Genomic DNA, 19,048 nt, shown 5'->3' with positions numbered 1-19,048 from the left:
GACTTCAAAATTATCTATGAGTACCTCCGGCAGGATGGCTCGAAGCAGTTTTTCCGATTTCATGATGCAAAGGTAATACTATACCACGATACATCCACGTCGCCCACCGGGAAAATCCGCTGACCCGACTTTTGCGGTGACCTAAGTCCAAAATCTCTTCGGGTCATCACGCTCAACCATTAAAATCTCATAAAATTTTCGTAACTTTGTGGTCGGGTTGGCATTAGCCAGCCTACGACATTTTGAAAATAAGAAGCGGTATGCTCTCTTGTAATTGGAAACGTAGGAACTTTTCAGGATACAAAGATGGCATAGCGGTTCTCACGCATATGGCGTGGGCTGCTATCTCTACATCTGTATCCAAGGTTTCCTACGACCTCCAATTAAGACGTGGCGTTGCAGTCCACGCTTCTGTATTATTGTAGCCTGCATCATCGGACTGTGGTGCATTTGATATATGAAGAATATAGAAGCAAACAAAGAACTCATAGCGGCGTGCGGCCTTTACTGCGGCGCGTGCCGAAAGTATCTGTCGGACAAATGTCTCGGTTGTCATGAGAATGTGAAGGCAACATGGTGTAAGATAAGGTCTTGCGTCGAGGGTAGGGGGTACCACACTTGCGCTGAATGCTCCAAGAATGTGAATGAGTGTAAGATATATTCTAATTTCATAGGGAAGATATTCGCCTTTCTTTTCAAATCAGACTGTCCGGCTTGCATCCGCTATATCCGCGACCATGGCGAACATGCTTTCGCCGAAGAAATGACGAAACGTAAATGTCAGACGATAAAAAGGAAATAAAAGTCTACAGAAATAATGGATAAGATAGAAATTAAGAATATACTGTTTACGTTGGGTGCAGATTTGTGTGGCGTGGCCTCTATTGACCGGTTCGATGGTGCACCAAAAGGATTCCATCCCTTAGATGTGATGCCCTCGTGCCAATCAGTCATATCTTTTGCGTGCCGGTTTCCAGTCGGGACACTTAGGTGCAAATCAGCCGTACCTTACACTCATGTCAGAAATTCCATGACACCCAAACTGGATGCTATTGCCATGGATTTCTGTATTGAGATGGAGAAACATGAAATAGTCTGCGTCCCGATACCAACCAATGAGAGTCTTTGGGACTCTTCAACCAATAGATTCCGTTCAATAGTATCTCAGAAACATGCCGCACAGGCAGCAGGAATAGGGACAATAGGCAGACATTCCTTGCTGATTACACCTGAATATGGCAGTATGGTATGGCTGGGAGCTGTGTTATCTGAGCATGAATTTGAACCAGACCCGCTTCTCGCTCCAATATGCAACAACTGCAATTTATGTGCCGATGTCTGTCCGATTAACGCTCTGTCTGAATCAGAACTAAAGCAACTTGATTGCTGGAACCATGCATTTGGCGATGACGAGGAACAAAAAACATGGAAAATATCTTGCCATAAATGTAGAGACATCTGTCCTTATAACCTCGGGAGCAAAAACAAACTCTAATAATTCTTACGATGCCATACATATCAATCGAAAGCGGACGGTTGACTGCTGAACAGAAGAAAGAGCTGATTGAACGGCTGACAGAAACAGCCTCCGAGATAACACATATCCCGGAGCAGTTCTTTACGGTTACAATTAAGGAGTTGCCAGATGAAAACTTCGGTATCGTCGGCAAGTCAATCGATGAGATAAAACGCAAATACAACAGATGAAAGTAATCGGAACTAACGGAAGCTCACGCAAGGACGGCAACACGGTCATCTATGCTCAATAAAGAGATGGTTGTCGTTGGCTCGGCCTATTGGAATATAGTTTACGGTAAGAATATCGGCGATGTGCTCAGCGATGACGAAGGCATGGCAAATATGCGCAACCTCGGCGAAAATATGGCATGGCTTATCAAACAGTTAAAGGATTAAACTATGGACAAGAATAAAATTTATCCACGTTCCAATGATAATCAGACAGTGTATCTGAAATCAGTTGTCACACGCCCTACAATCGAGGTCGGAGACTTCACCATCTACAATGATTTTGTGAATGACCCGCGAGACTTCGAGAAGAACAACGTGCTCTATCATTATCCGATAAATAATGACAGGCTTATTATCGGTAAGTTCTGTTCGATAGCCTGCGGTGCAAAGTTTATTTTCAACTGCGCCAATCATACGCTTAAATCGTTGTCTACCTATACATTCCCTTTGTTCTTTGAGGAGTGGGATTTGCCGAAATCGGATGTTGCCACAGCTTGGGACAGCAAAGACGATATTGTGATTGGTAATGATGTATGGATTGGTTACGATGCGGTAATTATGGCGGGAGTGACTATCGGCGACGGTGCAATTATCGGGACAAGAGCTGTCGTCACCAAAGATGTTGAGCCATATTCAATAGTGGGCGGTGTACCGTCAAAAGAGATTCGTAAAAGATTCGTACCGGAAGTTATAAAGAAACTTATGGAGATACAATGGTGGAACTGGCCCATTGAGAAAATCCGAAGTTCTATTCCAGATATACAATCCGGGAATATAGATGCTTTATAAGAATAAAGCCACCGGGAGTTTTCTCTCGGTGGCAATTGTTTTAGTGGAGTTTGGGACCCTTGCGTAGCTGCTTTGCTTTCTGCTCGTCCTTGAAGCGGCGTTTGGCTTCCTCGAAGCTCATGCTGGTGTACATCTGGTTCAGCGCAAAATTTCGCAGTGGCGCCACGTTTAATTGTTAAAATCTCATAATAAATTCGTAACTTTGCATTAAACAATGAACCATAAAACTCATTTAGTGACATGATAGAATTTTTGAATTCAAATTTCTTTCAGACAATAATATTAGTGATTACAGTACTGGTCACACTCTTTATATACCTTAATAAGGAACATAAAAGCCTAAAATCGGCAACAACAATACTTATTCTTCAAATAAAGAACATTGAGAAGAACATTGAGTATTTAAAAGTTGAGGGAATTTCTGGTGAAGCAATTAACGAGCAACAACTACATTACTCTATCCCAATTTTTGAAGAAAATGCTTGGGATAAGTACAAACATATTTATGCTTCACGTTTGAGCCCCTCTGATTTCGCTAAAATAGAACAATTTTATGAGGTCGCTCAAGCTGTTAGAATACAGCAACTACAAATTAAGCAAAAAATTCAAGAAAATATATTTGCTAAAACTGCCCATTATTATCAGCAACAATTCAATCGATTAAATGCTTGTGTGATGGATGGGCGTTCAGATAGGGAGACATTATGTCAGACGGACATGAATTATGCCTTAACGCTATATAAAAGTCCTATGTTTAGTGTAATGACTTTTATACATAAAGAGTTTGGGAGTGGGCTAATTAAGGGACTTAATCGGTATCAACGACTTACCGGCACAACCATATTTGAAAGATTGAGCAAAATTGGGAAAATAAAAGATAAATAAATCTAATTATTTATGGAATACATCGAAATTAACGGAGCGATTAATCTGACGGATGTTGCGAACCAGCTCAATGCAATATCCTTTATACAGATTCTTATGAATTCCTTTTGGCTAAAGATATGGTTATTTATGGATACTTCAAAGATTCTTCTACAGAATATGGATTAGGAAATCTTTTTGTGTTTGGAAAGACAATTAAGCCAAATGAAATTGTGCCCTCTCCGTCAAATTCAATATTTGCCAAACTCATATGGATCAAGTAGTAAATATAAGGGCTTATTGAATTATAAAGGTGAAATTATACTACCCAATATATATGATGGGATTTATCTGTTTGCTTATAATCGACTATTGATTGAGAAGAATGGTAAATTCGGTGTCATTGATACAGATGGAAAAGTTTTGGCAGAGCCTAAATATGACCAAATAGTTGATGCTTGGGAATATACGATAGGGGTTGTAAATATAGAAAACATAACTCCAGAGGCAGATTATGAGTCACCATATGAGGACCATATAAATAATAATGAGTATACTGACCCATTGGATGCCTATGATGGAGATTCAGATGCTCGTTGGAAACGGACTAATTTGTATTCACTCAACCACTATCTCATATAATTAATAAGAGTCGCTGAAATGGACTGCATTCAGCGACTCTTATTTGCTTAATGTAAACGTATACCTTTGCGGCGTAGGTTGTCTTTCTGCTCGTCTCGGAAACGGTGCAGGGCTTCTTCGAAGCTCATGCCGGGGTGCATTTCAAGGAAGTGCTTGAAGTCGTCCGGAACTCCGTCACCGTGGGCGAAGCCTTGTTCTTCGGGAATATTTCCACCGAGAGAAGGAGATGAGAACCGGATTCCGGCACCTTGCGATGACGATGCGGGGGATTGCTTTGCCGCCAACTGTCGCTGGAACGCTTCGGGGATTTTGTGGTAGGATGGATATGCCCGGCTTATTACAGGTTCTCGTTTGTCGAAATCATACCATATCCAATGGGTAAGAGGCACAACGCCGCCGGGGTCGCAAATTCCTATGCTTATGAACTTGCCCTCCTGATAGGCTTGTTGCCGCAGACGGTCAATTTTTACACCGCATACAACATCCGGCAATGGTGGTATGACTATCGGGTCAGGCTGCTTTGGCTTGGGCTGTGCCTTGGACTGCGGCTTGGGTCGTGTTTGAGGCTGTGACTGCCGTTGTGGTTGTTGCGATGTCCGGGGTTGCGCCTTTTCCGCTTGCTGTTTTTCCCTGCGCTCCTTGAATTTCTGTTCAAGATTCTCGCGGGTGAGAAATGGATCAAGTTTCTTGTACCAGAACTCGTGCTTGCCAACTCCGTAATAAAGATTGACGCGCCCTGACTTCCCAATTTTCTCACGCACTGTTATGCCATTCCTACGCAACAGGTCAACATATGAATTCCAGTCGGTAACAGATGGAGTGATATAGACGCTTGCAATGTCGCGGACAAGCTGATAGCGGACTTTTTCCTTTCCTCGGAGTTTGGAAACATCGGTATTGAGTTTGCTCTTTCCCTGCATCAGACTATGCTTCAGATTAAAATCCTTGCAGACACGCTCGTTCTTCTTGAAGTTGGTGGTCTGTGTAAGAATCTTTCCGGCATTGTCAACACGGCTGAACACGATGTGGCATTGAGGATGCGCCTTGTCATAATGGCGCACAACAATATATGGTGTGTTGACAAGAAGCAGAAAAGGCTTATCGCAACCAGAAGATGGCGAATGAACAGGGCTGGATGCAGCCCTTGGATCTTTACAGATGACGTATGCTGTTACGATAGGCTTTCAGTTCCATTTCCGGAAACTGCGCTATTGATTTGTCAAACTCACGGAGTATTGCAGTTTTGTCATCCGGCAATGCTCCGGTTATTGGTACCGTATTGGAAATATGGTGACCGAGCAGGTTGACTTTTATGTTCAGCCGGTCAATAAGTGTCCGCATCTCTATCAGGCGCTCTATCTCCGGTTCTTCGACATATGTGCCGTCTAAAACTTCCTTGTATAGCTTTGATTCCGGGAAGATGGTCAGTGACACTATGTTAATGATGCATGGATGGAGCAGGTTGAGTACTTCGGCAGTGGCTATCGCACTGGCCTCGCCGTTGTTTTTACCCCCGAGTCCGTTTAGGTAAAAAACATTATAGCGTATTCCGGCTTCGTCAAGTTTTGACAGTTGTTCAAGAATGTCGGAGGCGTGGTAGCCTTTGTCCATTCTCTCCAAAGTAGGGTCGTGAGCCGTTTCGATACCGATGTTGATGCTGTCGAGTTTCAGATGGTGGAGATTCTTCAGTTCATCTACTGATTTTGGAGTGATATCGGTGACTCGGGCGAACATACCGAACGAAACCATATGGGGAAGATATTTTCTCAACAGCAGTGCCACATCCATAAGTTTGTTGTAACTCAATGCGAATGGGTTTGCACCCGTGAGATAAACTCGCCGGACTCGTGGTTGCCACTGACGGATAACTTTCAAGTCTTCCTCCACTTCCGATAACGGTGACATACGGAACGGAGTGCCGTGATAAAGGCTGCAGAACTTGCATCTGTGCCAAGTGCAGCCGGAAGTAAGTTGCAGCAACTGCGAGTTTGCCTCGTAAGGCGGTCGCCATACCTGTCCTGTGAAATGTAACTCTGGAAATATCATATCTCGATGAAAATTGTTAATTTTGTTGTGAGCCAGAGTGCTTTGTGCTGTGTTTCGGATTTGTCGGCATGTGCTCTCGCCCACTGATGTTTATATTTGTATTGCAAAATTAGAAGGATATAATAGCTGAAACAATAACTTACCAATTGGTTTGACCCTTACCTGAAAGTTAGTTTCGCTCATTGTCAGTTTCTTTTGGATGACCTGATATGGCAAAAAAGTTGGATTACAAATACTGCAAGGCGGCTCCGATGCTCGAATGGCTTGGCAATAAGTGGGCGCTGGTTGTTCTCGTGAAGATTTCAGAGAACGGTAGGGTGCGCTTCAACGAGTTGTACCGCAATATACCGTCAGTATCGGAGAAGGTGCTGTCGCAGGTGCTCAGGCAGCTTACCGCCGACGGCATAATCAGTCGGGAGCTGTTTCCCGACGTGCCGCCACGCACGGAATACTCGGTGACGGATTTCGGCAGAACTCTTTTGCCTCATATCGAGGCCCTCATAAACTGGGGTCGTGATAACTTCGACACCATAATGTCGAATCGTCAGAAACATATGAACGCCAATGGCACATAATGTAACCTTGATACTATCGACATTAAGCCGTCGGGAAAACAATGTGAGATGTCATTGACATTATAAGAATGATTGACAAGTTAGATAAAATGAGACCAAAAGAAGTTTTAAAAAAGTGGATTGGTTGCTTCAATGCATCAGATGTGGCGGGAATTGCCGCATTATATGCAGATGATGCTGTAAACCATCAGGTTGCTAATGATCCTGTAGTAGGGAAAGAAGCTATACGCCAGATGTTTGCTGACGAGTTTGCAAAGACTAAAATGGTTTGTATCGTTGAAAACATTTTTGAAGATGGGGAATGGGCGATAATGGAGTGGAAAGATCCGCTTGGGCTTCGGGGCTGCGGATTCTTCCATTTCAAGGATGACCTTATCGTATACCAGAGAGGATATTGGGATAAACTTAGTTTTTTGAAACAGCATAACCTTCCAATTGAATAGATATTCTTAAACAACAAAAATACAGGATTGCATTATTGACGGTAGTTAGATGCATATTGTGGGCTGTCATAGCTTTATCCGGGAAGTCAATGATAGTTGTTTGACAAAATATGAATCGTGGCTGACCACGAGCAGTGCTCCATTATAGCGGTCTATAAAATCATAAAGAACTGCGCGCGCTTCCTCGTCAAGATGATTGGTCGGTTCATCCATAAGGATGATACGCGGATTATGCAGGGATATGCCTGCAAGAAAAGCTTTTGTCTTTTCGCCGCCACTCAGGTTGCTAAAAACAGTATTATGATGCACATGCCCCAAGCCCCATGAGTCAAGAGTATTGCGTGCATCGTCCTCTATTGTCCAGCAGTCTCCAAGAATTTCAAAAGCCTCGTTGGATGAGTCGCCCGACAGTATCGATTTTAATGCGGTCAGTTTATCCTGTATGCCAAGAGCCTCTCCTACTGTATAATCATTGTATTGGCCATAATGCTGTGGTACAAGATAAGGAGTGTCACTTAACGATATATCGCCCTCGGTTGGAGCCAGAATTCCATGTAGTATATTTATTAAAGTGGATTTTCCACAACCGTTGGCGCCTATGAGAGCACATTTTGTCTTGGAACTTATTGAGAAACTTATATGGTTTAAGATTGTGGTGCCATCCTGAAGCACGTACGACAGATTGTTTACAATAATACCCATTATGTAAATACCGATTTGTTATAAAATGAATCTTACTCACACACTCGTAAGTGAGATGTGTAGTCATGTTTGTAAGAGATTGTTTAATCTTCGTCTTATCGACGATATAATAAAATCGGTTAATTACATTTGCGTGGTATATATGCTATATGTAAGACAAAATTAGTAAAAGCTTGAATTCATTAAATTATTCCTCCCCGTAATCCGGAATCTGAATTTCGGCAGGAGATGAAAAAAGCCTCCGAAAATGGAGGCTTGAGTGGGCGCTGAGGGATTCGAACCCCCGACCCTCTGCTTGTAAGGCAGATGCTCTGAACCAGCTGAGCTAAGCGCCCGATCTTTATCGGGGAATGCTTTATGCGGAGACGCGGATTATTGTCTGTTGAGTGGGCGCTGAGGGATTCGAACCCCCGACCCTCTGCTTGTAAGGCAGATGCTCTGAACCAGCTGAGCTAAGCGCCCGTGTTCTCCGTTAAAGCGATGCAAAGTTACAACGCTTTTTTGTAACGACAAAATAAATTTCAATAAAAATCGCATATTTTTCATTTTCCCTTGATTTTCCGTAACTTTGCGACCTAAATTCATTATCGCATAAATTTATGGTATTGACACAGCTTACGGCTATTTCGCCGATTGACGGACGCTATCGCGGAAAATGCGAGCGACTTGACGAGTATTTTTCGGAATTTGCCCTTATACGTTATCGCGTAAGAGTGGAAATTGAGTATTTCATTGCGTTGTGCGAGTTGCCGCTTCCACAACTTGCCGATGTGAATCCTCAGATATTTGACAACCTGAGGGCTATTTACCGTGAATTCTCCATAGAAGACGCCATGCGCATAAAGGAGATTGAAGCGGTAACGAACCATGATGTAAAAGCTGTGGAATATTTCCTTAAAGAGGAGTTTGACCTGCTTGGCCTTGATGCTCATAAAGAGTTTATACATTTTGGCTTGACATCGCAGGATATTAATAATACTTCAGTGCCTTTGTCGCTTAAAGAGGCTCTTGCCGATGTATATCGTCCGGCTTTGAATGAGCTTATCGAACATCTTGAGAAATTGGCCGAAGAGTGGTATGACATACCCATGCTTGCCAAGACCCACGGACAGCCGGCTTCTCCGACAAGACTCGGCAAGGAGATAAAAGTCTTTACGTATCGTCTGCGCAAGCAGCTGACCTTACTTGATGCCACCCCCATAAGCGGTAAATTCGGCGGAGCCACAGGTAATTTTAATGCTCACCTGACGGCTTATCCCGATACTGACTGGCGTGAATTCGGCGCTAAATTCCTTAGCGACCGTCTTGGCATAGAGCGCGAGGAGTATACTACGCAGATATCCAATTATGACAACTTTGCCGCCATATTTGACGCATTGCGCCGTATCAACACTATAATACTTGATCTTGACAAAGATATGTGGCAATACATATCAATGGAATACTTCAAGCAGAAGATTAAAGCAGGCGAAGTGGGTTCGTCGGCAATGCCCCACAAGGTCAATCCGATTGATTTCGAGAATTCTGAAGGCAACCTTGGTATAGCCAACGCTATTCTCGAGCATCTTGCCTCCAAGTTGCCCGTATCGCGTCTGCAGCGCGACCTCACTGACTCAACCGTGCTCCGCAATATAGGAGTTCCGTTGGCTCACATGCTTATAGCCATCGCATCAACGCTTAAGGGCCTCAATAAACTGCTGCTTAATGTCGATGCTATCAACAGCGACCTTGACAATATGTGGAATGTCGTTGCCGAGGGCATTCAGACTATACTGCGCCGTGAAGGTTACCCCAAGCCTTACGAGACACTCAAAGAGCTCACTCGCGTAAACACTACGGTGACAGTTGAAAGCATAGCATCGTTTATCGATACACTTAATGTCAGTGAGCAGGTCAAGGAAGAACTTAAGAAACTTAGCCCTCATACTTATACCGGTTATTGATTGCGGTTGACGCATATATTAAAAAACTCTAAAACGCCCCGGTGTTGAAAAAATCGGGGCGTTTTCTATATAAATATACTTATGAAAATATTGTTTCAATCAAATAAAAAACTTAATTTTGCATCGTTTCGCTTAAAAGGCAGTACTAATGTACTTTAGGTGCAACACCGATGTATTTTTCTTGTCAACTTTTAAATTTACATTACGTTCTATTAATTTAACTATTAAACGTTTAATTTCTAATCAAGGCAAAGCCTGAATCGCCGAGAGGCAGAAACTTAAATTTATTTTTAACGTACCGAAGTTATGGATAACAACGAAGAAAAGAAACCAAAACGGCCAAGAATTGGGGAAAACCGTATCGCAGCGTCATCAGACGGCGAAAACAACTTCAGCAGTAAAGTGGATCACGGTCAGCAGGGCGACTACCATTCTCCCGAAAACGGGCACCGCGAATACAATAGCTATGACCGTCCTTACCAGCCCAGACCTTATAATAACCGTCAGCAGGGCGGCTATAATAACCGCTATAACAATCAAGGCGGTTATAACAACAATCGTCAGCAGGGCGGCTACAACAACCGCTACAACAATCAAGGCGGTTATCAGCCTCGTCAATATCAGCCTCAGCAGGGTGTAGAGGGTGCTGAAAATACGGCTGACCAGTCGGCGGAAGGCTATGCTCCGTCCTCACAGCCTGAAGGCTACAATGCATATCGTCCCTCCGGCTATAATAACAATCGTCAAGGCGGTTACAACAACCGTCAGCAGGGCGGCTACAACAACAATCGTCAGGGTGGTTACAACAACCGTCAGCAGGGCGGCTATAACAACAATCGTCAGGGCGGTTACAACAACCGTCAGCAGGGCGGCTATAACAACAATCGTCAGGGCGGTTACAACAACCGTCAGCAGGGCGGCTACAACAATAATCGTCAGGGCGGCTACAACAATCGTCAGCAGGGCGGCTACAACAACAATCGTCAAGGCGGTTACAACAATAACCGTCAGCAGGGCGGCTATAACAACAATCGTCCTCAAGGCGGCAACCGCGGCTTCAATGCTCCGCGTCAGGGCAAGAGTTTCGTTCCGCGTCCTAAACGCATCGAGTATGAAATGCCTATACCCGATCCTAACGAGCAGATACGTCTGAACAAGTTTATGGCCAATGCCGGTATATGCTCGCGTCGCGAGGCTGATGAATTCATCCAGCAGGGTCTTGTAAAGGTCAACGGTGAGGTCGTTACCGAGCTCGGTACCAAGATTTCGCACAACGACGTGGTCGAATATGACGAAAAGGTAGTTACTCTTGAGAGCAAGTGCTATATACTTCTCAACAAGCCTAAAGATTGTGTGACTACCAGCGATGACCCCAACGGCCGTACTACTGTCATGGATCTTGTAAAGGGCGCCTGTGACGAGCGTATATATCCTGTGGGACGTCTTGACCGCAACACCACAGGAGTGCTTCTTCTCACAAATGACGGTGACTTGGCATCTAAGCTGACTCATCCTAAATACGTGAAGAAAAAGATATATCATGTATGGACTGACAAAGATATATCGGAAGATGACATGCAGGCTATCGCCGACGGTATAGAGCTTGAGGACGGACCGATACATGCCGATGCTATCAGCTACGCTACCGACACCGACCGCAATCAGGCCGGTATCGAGATCCACTCCGGACGCAACCGCATCGTACGCCGTATATTTGAGAGCCTCGGCTATCATGTCACTAAACTTGACCGTGTATACTTTGCCGGCCTTACAAAAAAGAATCTTCCGCGCGGTCGCTGGCGCTATCTGACTCAGGAGGAGGTCAACTTCCTGAAGATGGGGTCTTTTGAATAAAATAACTGACTATACAATCATTTTTCAATGAAACGTACAAAAATAATCGACCTTTTCCGCCCCGAACTTTTAGGCAAAGAGGTGTGTGTCATGGGATGGGTGCGTACCCGTCGCGGCAACAAGCATGTGCAGTTTGTCGCTCTTAACGACGGCTCTACCGTAAAAAACGTGCAGATCGTTTTTGATATGGCGCAGTTTACCGACGAGCAGCTAAAGCCCATCACCACAGGTGCCGCCATAAAAGTCGACGGAACTCTTGTCGAGTCAATGGGCAAGGGACAGTCTGTCGAGATACAGGCCGGTGCGCTTGAAATATTCGGTACCGCCGATCCGGAGACTTATCCTTTGCAGAAAAAAGGGCACACACTGGAATTTCTGCGTGAAAAAGCTCATCTGCGCCCGCGCACCAATACGTTCGGAGCAATACTCCGCGTGCGTAGTGCGTTGGCCTTTGCTATACATAAGTTCTTTCAGGAACGAGGCTTTTTCTATCTGAATACTCCCCTTATCACGGCAAGCGATTGTGAGGGTGCGGGAGCTATGTTTCAGGTGACCACGCTTGACCTCAACAATCTGCCCAAGAATGAAGATGGCAAAGTTGACTACTCGGCCGACTTCTTCGGCAAGTCTACCGCCCTCACCGTGTCGGGCCAGCTTGAAGGCGAACTCGGAGCTACTGCTCTCGGCGCCATATATACTTTCGGTCCTACATTCCGTGCCGAGAACTCAAATACTCCTCGTCATTTGTCGGAATTCTGGATGATTGAGCCGGAAGTGGCGTTTTTCGACATCACCGACAACATGGACCTTGCCGAGGACTTTATAAAATATTGTATTAGGTATGCTCTTGACAATTGCCGCGATGATATCGACTTCCTTGCCGAGCACTATGACAATGAACTTGTTGACCGACTTAAGTTTGTCCTTGACAATGAGTTCGTGAGGCTGTCCTATACCGACGGAGTCAGAATACTCGAGGAGTCTAAGCATAAGTTTGAATTCCCGGTTTACTGGGGAGCCGACCTGCAGAGCGAACACGAGCGTTATCTTGTAGAGGAACACTTTAAGAAACCGGTTATTCTTACCGATTATCCTAAGGAAATAAAGGCTTTCTATATGAAGCTCAACGACGATAATAAGACCGTCAGGGCTATGGATGTGCTTTTCCCGAAGATAGGTGAGATTATCGGAGGTTCGGAGCGTGAGGAGAACTATGACAAGCTGAGCGCGCGTATTGAAGAACTTGACATACCGATGAAGGACATGTGGTGGTATCTTGACACCCGTCGTTTCGGTACTGTGCCTCACGCGGGCTTCGGTCTCGGGTTTGAACGACTCGTATTGTTTGTTACCGGTATGACCAACATACGTGATGTCATCCCATTCCCGCGTACACCTAACAATGCAGAATTCTGATGAACTGAACTGCAGGATTTAATTGACATTCATAAACTAATCAAGGCCGGGTCAGAACAGAGACTCGGCCTTGGTATTTTATGATGCTGTTTTTATTGGCAGCAGGGGTGCGGTCAGTCGGCGGCTTCTGCATTTATGCGGAAGATTGAAAAGTTGACAGAGCCGTATACACGGTGTTCCGTGAAGTGGGGGAGTGCCGAGAAGTCATAAGCCTTTGAATGCTCAATTATGACAATGCTGCCGGGGCGCAGCATGGAGGAGCCGAGTATCATTTCGGGCACCTTTGAAAAGTCGGGCAGGTCATAGGGGGGATCGGCAAATATAATGTCAAACTGCTTGTCGCACGTGTCGATAAACTTAAACACATCGCCCTTGATGACCGATATGTTTTTTATGTCGAGCTGTTGTGCCACCTGTTTTATGAATTTGTATTGGGTTGCCGCTTTCTCCACGCAGGTGACCCATTCGCACTCTCTCGAAAGAAGCTCGAATGTTATGGCTCCTGTGCAGGCAAATAGGTCGAGAGCGGTCAGGCCTTCAAAATCGACCATATTTTCAAGCACATTGAATATATTTTCGCGGGCAAAGTCTGTAGTAGGGCGTGCCGATATGTTGGTGGGCACGTTGAAGCGGCGTCGGCCGTATTTTCCTCTTATTATTCGCATAGTGGCAGTACTATTAAATCAAATGGTGCCGTCAAGGCCTCCTTGCCGGCTTTAAACATTGTTGACGGGAATATGGCCGGCATGACGTAGCCGATATATTCGCGCAGTATCGGTGTCAGTTCTTCGCGGACTTCGGCGTTTCCGGCAAGTAGCACCTCATTATTGCGGTCAGAGCATCCGAGAGTCTCCCGGCACGCCATTATATAGTACACGGCATCGGCTATGTTGTCAAACTCAAACGTGTTGGCGAGCAGCAGACAGTCATTGCCGAAAGCGAGTATGTCAAGCGATTTTTGTCGTAGATTCACATAGACTCTTCCTGTATGACCGAGTTTGCTGTTGTTGAAAAAATAGCGGCACAGGGGAGTGAGGTGGTGTGTGATGGCAGGGTTGTTGAATGTGCGCCGCAGAAATGTCGCGGTTTCTTCAGGTATTTTCATCATCATAGCTACCGACAGCGAGGGTATGCGGCTTATTATCAGCTCTTCGGCTGTGTCGTCATCGGGCAGAAGCATATCGGCTACAGTTTCCTGCATATCGGTGTCGGCCGAAATTTCGTCCGGTACGGCGGCCACGCGGGTGGTGTCGATGATTATATGCGAGCTGTTGAAGTCACCGAGGAGGAGCGGATTGTCATATACTGTCTCTTCGAGGGCCTTTATCCATGTTAGCGAGGAAGTATCGAGAGGTATGCGCCGGTATAACAGCGAGTCGGGTCGCGAGCCGTTGTATAGCATCACGTCCAGTGCCGCGGAGTTGAGGCGCATGGCCAGATTCCACATTCGTGGCTCGCTGATTATGTCTTTGCCGAGAACTGTACCGCTCATATGATTCAGAACCTGTTGTTGCGTAAATTGCCGAAGCCGTTGTTCATGCCGTTGCCTAAGTTTCGTGTTCCGTTGGAGTTGCTCGGTCCGAAGAAGTTGCCGTCATCGTATCCGTCATCCTCTTCGTCGTCATATCTCGTACGGCCGTCTTCGTCTATGTACGATCCGTCTTTATTGCGGCGTTTCTTTTCTTTAGGCTTGTTCTTTACAATCTCTTTAGGCTTCTGGAGGTCTATTGCCGTCTCGTATATATCCCATGACTGTTCTACGTCCCAGTTCTTTTTCAGGACTAATTTCTTGGGGAAATAATAAACTTCCTCGGGCTGTATGCTGTCATGAAGGTTGCCGGTGTCGTACTCTCCGTTGCCGTTGCGGTCTATATATAGCCGGGCGTAAAAAGTGCCGGATTGCAGATGAGGAAACGATGCCACACCGTCAATCAATGGGGCTGTCGCTACCGGCTTGTCGCTCTTGTCGAGAATCTCGACTACGGCGGAGTCTCTTACTCCGGTTATGTTGAAGAACAGTGATGAATAGTCTTCGAGTTTCCTTACGGTAAACTCGTGTTTGAACGGGGAGTTCCATTGGTTGTATATGCTGATTACGGATGCCGAGTCAACCGAGTATCGGTATTTTACTCCCGGTTCCCACTTCATATTTAGCTTATAGCGCATGAGGTTGAAAGAATCGACCCGTTCGAGTGGAGGAGCCGCTATGGTGTCCCATATCGTGTCGCGCATTATCTCCATATGGAGGCCGTTCTGCAATATGGTTTCGACCGGCTGGTCCGTCTCAAACAATAAAGGCGCATATACTTCCTGAGTGTTGCCGCTTCTGGCATTTATATTTAGAAATGTGAGCTTTGCCGCCTCTGCCGCTTCTATGGAGTCTATGTTTTCACCGTTTTTCTCTGCTTTTTTACGGCGTTTTTCCGCTTTTTTAGCCGCTTCCTCTTTCTGTCGGGCCTCCTCCTTTGCTCCTTTGAAAAGTACTCTGAGGGTGTCGGTGGTCCATGTCAGCATATCCAGTGTGTCGGTACGTAGATATTTTACCTCCAGCATCATGGTGTCCTGTGCCATGAGTGCGGTATCGGTAATGAAGTATTCGAGCGTATCGAGTGTGGCCACTGTATTCAGGCGAGTCCATGAATCGATGGGGCGTCCGGAGTCAACACCGTTTATTATAGTGATCTCGGGCAGAGTGTCTGATGCAGTCGAGAAGTTGAATAGCAGCCTCTTGCGGTCGGGACGGGAGTAGTCTTTCAGATACTGTGGCTGGTATCCCTCGTTAAACCATGTGAGAAGTATGTCATTTGGATAGAATGACGTTACTTCATGGTCGACTATGGTGTCGATGCCTTCGGTTGTATATATGGTGTCGCGGTGCGATGACCGTTCTGCATAGGGCGATATGGTCACGTCGTAAAAGGCTATGTCCTCGGAGCGGTCCCAGTGATAGTCGCGGTTTATGTCGTTGATGGCAAATATGCGGTAGTCTCCGGGCTTGAGGCCTCTGATAGTGAATTGCCCGAGTTGGTTGGTCTTGGCTATTCGTTCCATGGGCAGTGTTGTTATGGCGGTGTCCGACGGGTTGCTGTATACGCCTACGAGCATGCCTTGCGCCGGTTCCAGAGTGCGGGCTTCGAAAACCATTCCCGATATGCGTAGTGAGTCTATCGAGTCGCCTGTGGCGAAGTCTATCGCGAAGCCGTCGAGTATATTGCCTTCGTTGAGGTCTTTTATAGCGTCGGAGAAGTCGATGGTATACGTGGTGTTGGGCAGCATGGTGTCACGCAATTCCACGGTAAGACGTTTGCCGTTGGCTGTTATTGACGGTATGCTCTTCTGAGCCGGCGACACAACCACTTTCGTCATTACATCCTCGACCTGAATGTTTTCGTTGAAGTCTACGGTTATTTTGTTGGTTTTAACACCCTTCGAGCCTATTGCCGGATTGCTCTGCACGTAGTAGGGCGGTTCTATGTCGTAGTCACCTCCGGTGGGCCGGCCCATAGATGCGCATGCCGCGAGAAACAGCAGCGCCGCCACAACAGGCAGTGACCTCATATGTCTTGCTTCGTTTCTTTTCATAATTACAAAGATACGGTTTTTCCCATAATTGGTAAAGTTTGGTGTGGTTTTTAAACGTCCTGTCGGGATATATGCGAATTTGATGTAGTATATTAGTACTGTGGCTTTTTTGTATTGCAGAATGAAGTCTGTGAAAGTTACCATAGGTTATGTTTGTGCACATCGGATACTTGTTTAGTCTCATTTCGATGCTATACTTTGTCGCAAGGGAAAGTGAATAGAATTATCGTTTTGCCTCTTATTGGAAGATTTCGAATATAGATTCAGATAAATTTATTGTGAATCTGATTGCCGATTGACAAAAAAGTCTTATCTTTGCGGTCGAATTATCGGCCTCGGGGTGTAGCACAGTTGGCAGCGCGCCACGTTCGGGACGTGGAGGTCGGAAGTTCGAGTCTTCTCACCCCGACATAAAAGACAGGTATGGCTTTTTGCCATGCCTGTCTTTTATATATATCATCCGCAAAATCTGTGGAACAGTGGGGCCGGCAGATTGGAGTCAGCTGCAAACTACGTTTGAACTATTAAAATGCAACAGATTGGTAGGGGCGCCAGTAGCACGGCGCCCGCATATCCGGACGGCCATACAAGAGGCCATGCGGGTCGCAGCCGGATGCCGTGGTACCGGTGTTCCTGCCAACATTGGCGCTGGTTGACAAGCGTTTTTTACATTGCGTTTCGTGGTATTAAGTGTTTTATTGTTTTTTAACTTCGGTGGGCTGCGCTTCGGCACGGCATAGGCGTTATCTTTGCATTAGAAAAATATTAATATAGACAAACGTTTATTTATCATGGACAAAACTAAAAAGACTACGATAAAGAAAGGCGCTGATACGGCTAATCCTGCTGCGGCGAAGTTAAGTGCTCTGACTCAGGCTATGGAGCGCATCGAGAAAAATTTTGGACGCGGTTCGATAATGAAACTCGGCGATGACCGTGTAGAGGATATCGAAGTGATACCTACAGGTTCGATAGGACTTAATTTTGCTCTTGGGGTAGGAGGATTTCCTCGCGGACGTATCACCGAAATTTACGGACCGGAGTCTTCCGGTAAAACCACGTTGGCCATCCATGCCATAGCCGAAGCGCAGAAAAAGGGCGGGATAGCGGCTATAATCGATGCCGAGCATGCTTTTGACCGTTTTTATGCCGAGAAACTTGGGGTGGATGTCGATAATCTGCTTATCGCGCAGCCCGATAACGGAGAACAGGCTCTTGAGATAACCGAGCAGCTGATAAGATCGTCGGCTATTGACATAATCGTAATTGACTCTGTGGCCGCACTTACTCCAAAGAGTGAGATCGACGGTGATATGGGAGAGCGCAGTGTGGGACTTCAGGCCCGTCTTATGTCGCAGGCCATGCGCAAACTGACCGGTACCATATCTCGTACCAACACATGCTGTATATTTATCAACCAGTTGCGTGACAAGATCGGAGTTATGTTTGGCCCATCCGAGACCACAACAGGCGGTAATGCGTTGAAATTTTATTCGTCGGTACGTGTTGACATACGTTCGGCCACCACTATCAAGGACGGCGAGGATGTGCTTGGTCGCCGTACCAAGGTCAAGGTGGTTAAAAATAAAGTGGCACCTCCATTCAAGCGTGCCGAGTTCGACATAATGTTCGGTGAAGGCATCTCTCGCTCGGGTGAGATACTTGACCTCGGTGTGGAATTGGGCATCATATCCAAGAGCGGTTCTTGGTTCAGTTATGATGGTTCTAAGTTGGCTCAGGGCAGTGTGGCCGCCAAACGCATGATAGCCGATAATCCTGAACTTGCCGATGAACTCGAAGCTAAGATTATGGAGGCTCTGAAAGGCGGCGACAGCGAGGCCAAGACTGCCAAGCCGAAAGTTAAGTTGAAAAGTGCCGCTTCCGATGACAAGAAAGCGAGCGAGCCGTCGGCCGACAGCTTGTTTGAAGATGATGAGGAGTTTCCCGATGATTTCTCAATCGACGAGGATGCTCTTGACGATTGAAATATGAACGACTTATATTGATGATTTTACGGCCCACCGTCAAGTGGGCCGTAAAAGTTTAGTTTACACCCAATAGTTCAATATCGAATATGAGTGTCGAGCCGCCCGGTATGCCGGGTTGCGATAGTTTTCCATAGCCCATCTCCGCCGGTATGTAGACTTCCCACCGGTCGCCGACATGCATCTGCTGAAGAGCGATTATCCATCCTTGTATAAGATCGCGCAGACGCATTGCCAATGGCGTGCCACCACGGCTGCTGTCAAATTTTTTACCGTTTATTGTCCGTCCGGTATAGTGTACCGTGACAACGCTGTTGCTGTTGGGGCTCGGTGCGCCGGGTTTCGCATGTGCTATGGGTTTATAAAATATGCCTTTGTCTATAGGCTTTACACCCGGTTCTTGCGATTTTGCAGCAAGCCATTCACGGTTGTGTTGTATATATTCGGCTTTTGCCATT

Annotated in this window: 21 protein-coding genes, 3 tRNA genes and 1 pseudogene; 14 read left to right on the top strand and 11 right to left on the bottom strand. The window is 45.9% G+C overall.

Annotation, left to right across the window (positions count from 1 at the left end; genetic code table 11):
- Nucleotides 1–370 precede the first annotated feature (370 nt).
- The gene (locus FW767_RS13175; RefSeq protein WP_205523902.1) at nucleotides 371–556 is read right to left on the bottom strand and encodes a hypothetical protein; all 186 of its coding nucleotides are present in this window, start codon (nucleotides 554–556) and stop codon (nucleotides 371–373) included.
- Between FW767_RS13175 and FW767_RS13500 the strand changes: the two genes are divergently transcribed.
- The 5 genes from FW767_RS13500 to FW767_RS11335 are packed head-to-tail and all read left to right on the top strand — an operon-like array spanning nucleotide 467 to nucleotide 2,538.
- Nucleotides 467–802: a DUF3795 domain-containing protein gene (locus FW767_RS13500; protein WP_235898116.1), complete on the top strand. Its 336-nt coding sequence runs from the start codon at nucleotides 467–469 to the stop codon at nucleotides 800–802. The two genes, FW767_RS13175 and FW767_RS13500, sit on opposite strands and share 90 nt — an antisense overlap.
- Nucleotides 803–817: 15 nt before the next feature.
- The gene (locus FW767_RS11350) at nucleotides 818–1,495 is read left to right on the top strand and encodes an epoxyqueuosine reductase (RefSeq protein WP_121700122.1); all 678 of its coding nucleotides are present in this window, start codon (nucleotides 818–820) and stop codon (nucleotides 1,493–1,495) included.
- Between the two features lie 11 nt (nucleotides 1,496–1,506).
- The gene (dmpI, locus tag FW767_RS11345; protein WP_121700123.1) at nucleotides 1,507–1,707 is read left to right on the top strand and encodes a 4-oxalocrotonate tautomerase DmpI; all 201 of its coding nucleotides are present in this window, start codon (nucleotides 1,507–1,509) and stop codon (nucleotides 1,705–1,707) included.
- Nucleotides 1,708–1,758: 51 nt separating this feature from the next.
- On the top strand, nucleotides 1,759–1,914 hold the full coding sequence (locus FW767_RS11340) for a hypothetical protein (RefSeq protein WP_235898114.1): 156 nt from the start codon (nucleotides 1,759–1,761) through the stop codon (nucleotides 1,912–1,914).
- A 3-nt stretch (nucleotides 1,915–1,917) separates the two neighbouring features.
- Nucleotides 1,918–2,538, top strand: coding sequence for a CatB-related O-acetyltransferase (locus FW767_RS11335; protein WP_121700124.1), 621 nt, complete (start codon nucleotides 1,918–1,920; stop codon nucleotides 2,536–2,538).
- Nucleotides 2,539–2,578: 40 nt separating this feature from the next.
- On the opposite strand, the gene FW767_RS13425 is transcribed toward FW767_RS11335, so the two are convergent.
- A complete protein-coding gene (locus tag FW767_RS13425) occupies nucleotides 2,579–2,704 on the bottom strand; it encodes a hypothetical protein (protein ID WP_262714011.1) in 126 nt (41 codons plus the stop codon).
- A gap of 74 nt (nucleotides 2,705–2,778) precedes the next feature.
- Between FW767_RS13425 and FW767_RS11330 the strand changes: the two genes are divergently transcribed.
- On the top strand, nucleotides 2,779–3,423 hold the full coding sequence (locus tag FW767_RS11330) for a hypothetical protein (RefSeq protein ID WP_235898113.1): 645 nt from the start codon (nucleotides 2,779–2,781) through the stop codon (nucleotides 3,421–3,423).
- Nucleotides 3,424–3,606: 183 nt separating this feature from the next.
- Nucleotides 3,607–4,044, top strand: coding sequence for a WG repeat-containing protein (locus FW767_RS11325; RefSeq protein ID WP_147438810.1), 438 nt, complete (start codon nucleotides 3,607–3,609; stop codon nucleotides 4,042–4,044).
- A 47-nt stretch (nucleotides 4,045–4,091) separates the two neighbouring features.
- Here FW767_RS11325 and FW767_RS11320 read toward each other — a convergent pair whose 3' ends face one another.
- Both FW767_RS11320 and FW767_RS11315 read right to left on the bottom strand, forming a co-directional pair.
- Nucleotides 4,092–5,135, bottom strand: a complete 1,044-nt coding sequence (locus FW767_RS11320; protein ID WP_394349349.1) for a relaxase/mobilization nuclease domain-containing protein — start codon at nucleotides 5,133–5,135, stop codon at nucleotides 4,092–4,094.
- 61 nt (nucleotides 5,136–5,196) lie between these two features.
- Nucleotides 5,197–6,090, bottom strand: a complete 894-nt coding sequence (locus tag FW767_RS11315) for a radical SAM protein (RefSeq protein ID WP_121700127.1) — start codon at nucleotides 6,088–6,090, stop codon at nucleotides 5,197–5,199.
- 209 nt (nucleotides 6,091–6,299) lie between these two features.
- On the opposite strand from FW767_RS11315, the gene FW767_RS11310 reads away from it, so the two are divergent.
- Nucleotides 6,300–6,665 carry a winged helix-turn-helix transcriptional regulator gene (locus FW767_RS11310; protein WP_121700128.1) on the top strand — a complete coding sequence of 122 codons (366 nt, stop codon included), beginning with the start codon at nucleotides 6,300–6,302 and terminating at the stop codon, nucleotides 6,663–6,665.
- A 68-nt stretch (nucleotides 6,666–6,733) separates the two neighbouring features.
- A complete protein-coding gene (locus FW767_RS11305; protein WP_235898112.1) occupies nucleotides 6,734–7,108 on the top strand; it encodes a nuclear transport factor 2 family protein in 375 nt (124 codons plus the stop codon).
- A gap of 66 nt (nucleotides 7,109–7,174) precedes the next feature.
- On the opposite strand, the gene FW767_RS11300 is transcribed toward FW767_RS11305, so the two are convergent.
- The 3 genes from FW767_RS11300 to FW767_RS11290 form a co-directional block, all read right to left on the bottom strand.
- Nucleotides 7,175–7,810 (bottom strand): ATP-binding cassette domain-containing protein, encoded by a 636-nt coding sequence (locus FW767_RS11300; RefSeq protein WP_121700129.1) that lies wholly within the window; start codon nucleotides 7,808–7,810, stop codon nucleotides 7,175–7,177.
- Nucleotides 7,811–8,070: 260 nt separating this feature from the next.
- A tRNA-Val gene (locus FW767_RS11295) sits at nucleotides 8,071–8,145 on the bottom strand.
- 52 nt (nucleotides 8,146–8,197) lie between these two features.
- Nucleotides 8,198–8,272, bottom strand: a tRNA-Val gene (locus FW767_RS11290).
- A gap of 137 nt (nucleotides 8,273–8,409) precedes the next feature.
- Between FW767_RS11290 and purB the strand changes: the two genes are divergently transcribed.
- The 3 genes from purB to asnS all read left to right on the top strand — a co-directional run bounded on the left by purB (nucleotide 8,410) and on the right by asnS (nucleotide 13,023).
- A complete protein-coding gene (gene purB / locus FW767_RS11285) occupies nucleotides 8,410–9,753 on the top strand; it encodes an adenylosuccinate lyase (RefSeq protein WP_121700130.1) in 1,344 nt (447 codons plus the stop codon).
- A 306-nt stretch (nucleotides 9,754–10,059) separates the two neighbouring features.
- The gene (locus tag FW767_RS11280; protein ID WP_148464315.1) at nucleotides 10,060–11,607 is read left to right on the top strand and encodes a pseudouridine synthase; all 1,548 of its coding nucleotides are present in this window, start codon (nucleotides 10,060–10,062) and stop codon (nucleotides 11,605–11,607) included.
- Between the two features lie 27 nt (nucleotides 11,608–11,634).
- The gene (gene asnS, locus FW767_RS11275) at nucleotides 11,635–13,023 is read left to right on the top strand and encodes an asparagine--tRNA ligase (RefSeq protein WP_121700132.1); all 1,389 of its coding nucleotides are present in this window, start codon (nucleotides 11,635–11,637) and stop codon (nucleotides 13,021–13,023) included.
- A gap of 113 nt (nucleotides 13,024–13,136) precedes the next feature.
- Here the strand turns inward: asnS and FW767_RS11270 are convergent, their stop codons facing one another.
- Genes FW767_RS11270 through FW767_RS11260 form a run of 3 tightly spaced genes read right to left on the bottom strand, consistent with a single transcriptional unit; the run spans nucleotide 13,137 to nucleotide 16,605 of the window.
- A complete protein-coding gene (locus tag FW767_RS11270; protein ID WP_121700133.1) occupies nucleotides 13,137–13,688 on the bottom strand; it encodes an RsmD family RNA methyltransferase in 552 nt (183 codons plus the stop codon).
- Nucleotides 13,679–14,515, bottom strand: a complete 837-nt coding sequence (locus FW767_RS11265) for a DUF3822 family protein (RefSeq protein ID WP_121700134.1) — start codon at nucleotides 14,513–14,515, stop codon at nucleotides 13,679–13,681. The genes FW767_RS11270 and FW767_RS11265 overlap by 10 nt, the downstream gene beginning before the upstream one ends.
- A 5-nt stretch (nucleotides 14,516–14,520) precedes the next feature.
- Nucleotides 14,521–16,605: an Ig-like domain-containing protein gene (locus FW767_RS11260; RefSeq protein WP_205523900.1), complete on the bottom strand. Its 2,085-nt coding sequence runs from the start codon at nucleotides 16,603–16,605 to the stop codon at nucleotides 14,521–14,523.
- Nucleotides 16,606–16,941: 336 nt separating this feature from the next.
- Between FW767_RS11260 and FW767_RS11255 the strand changes: the two genes are divergently transcribed.
- Nucleotides 16,942–17,014, top strand: a tRNA-Pro gene (locus FW767_RS11255).
- A 382-nt stretch (nucleotides 17,015–17,396) separates the two neighbouring features.
- Nucleotides 17,397–18,428: pseudogene (gene recA / locus FW767_RS11250) on the top strand (recombinase RecA); the annotation flags it as partial.
- Between the two features lie 220 nt (nucleotides 18,429–18,648).
- Here the strand turns inward: recA and FW767_RS11245 are convergent.
- A complete protein-coding gene (locus FW767_RS11245) occupies nucleotides 18,649–19,047 on the bottom strand; it encodes an FKBP-type peptidyl-prolyl cis-trans isomerase (RefSeq protein ID WP_121700137.1) in 399 nt (132 codons plus the stop codon).
- Between the last annotated feature and the right edge of the window lies 1 nt (nucleotide 19,048).

The sequence above is a fragment of the Heminiphilus faecis genome (assembly GCF_008728965.1).
GTDB lineage: Bacteria > Bacteroidota > Bacteroidia > Bacteroidales > Muribaculaceae > Muribaculum > Muribaculum faecis.
This window is presented reverse-complemented; position numbering and strand designations above follow the sequence as displayed.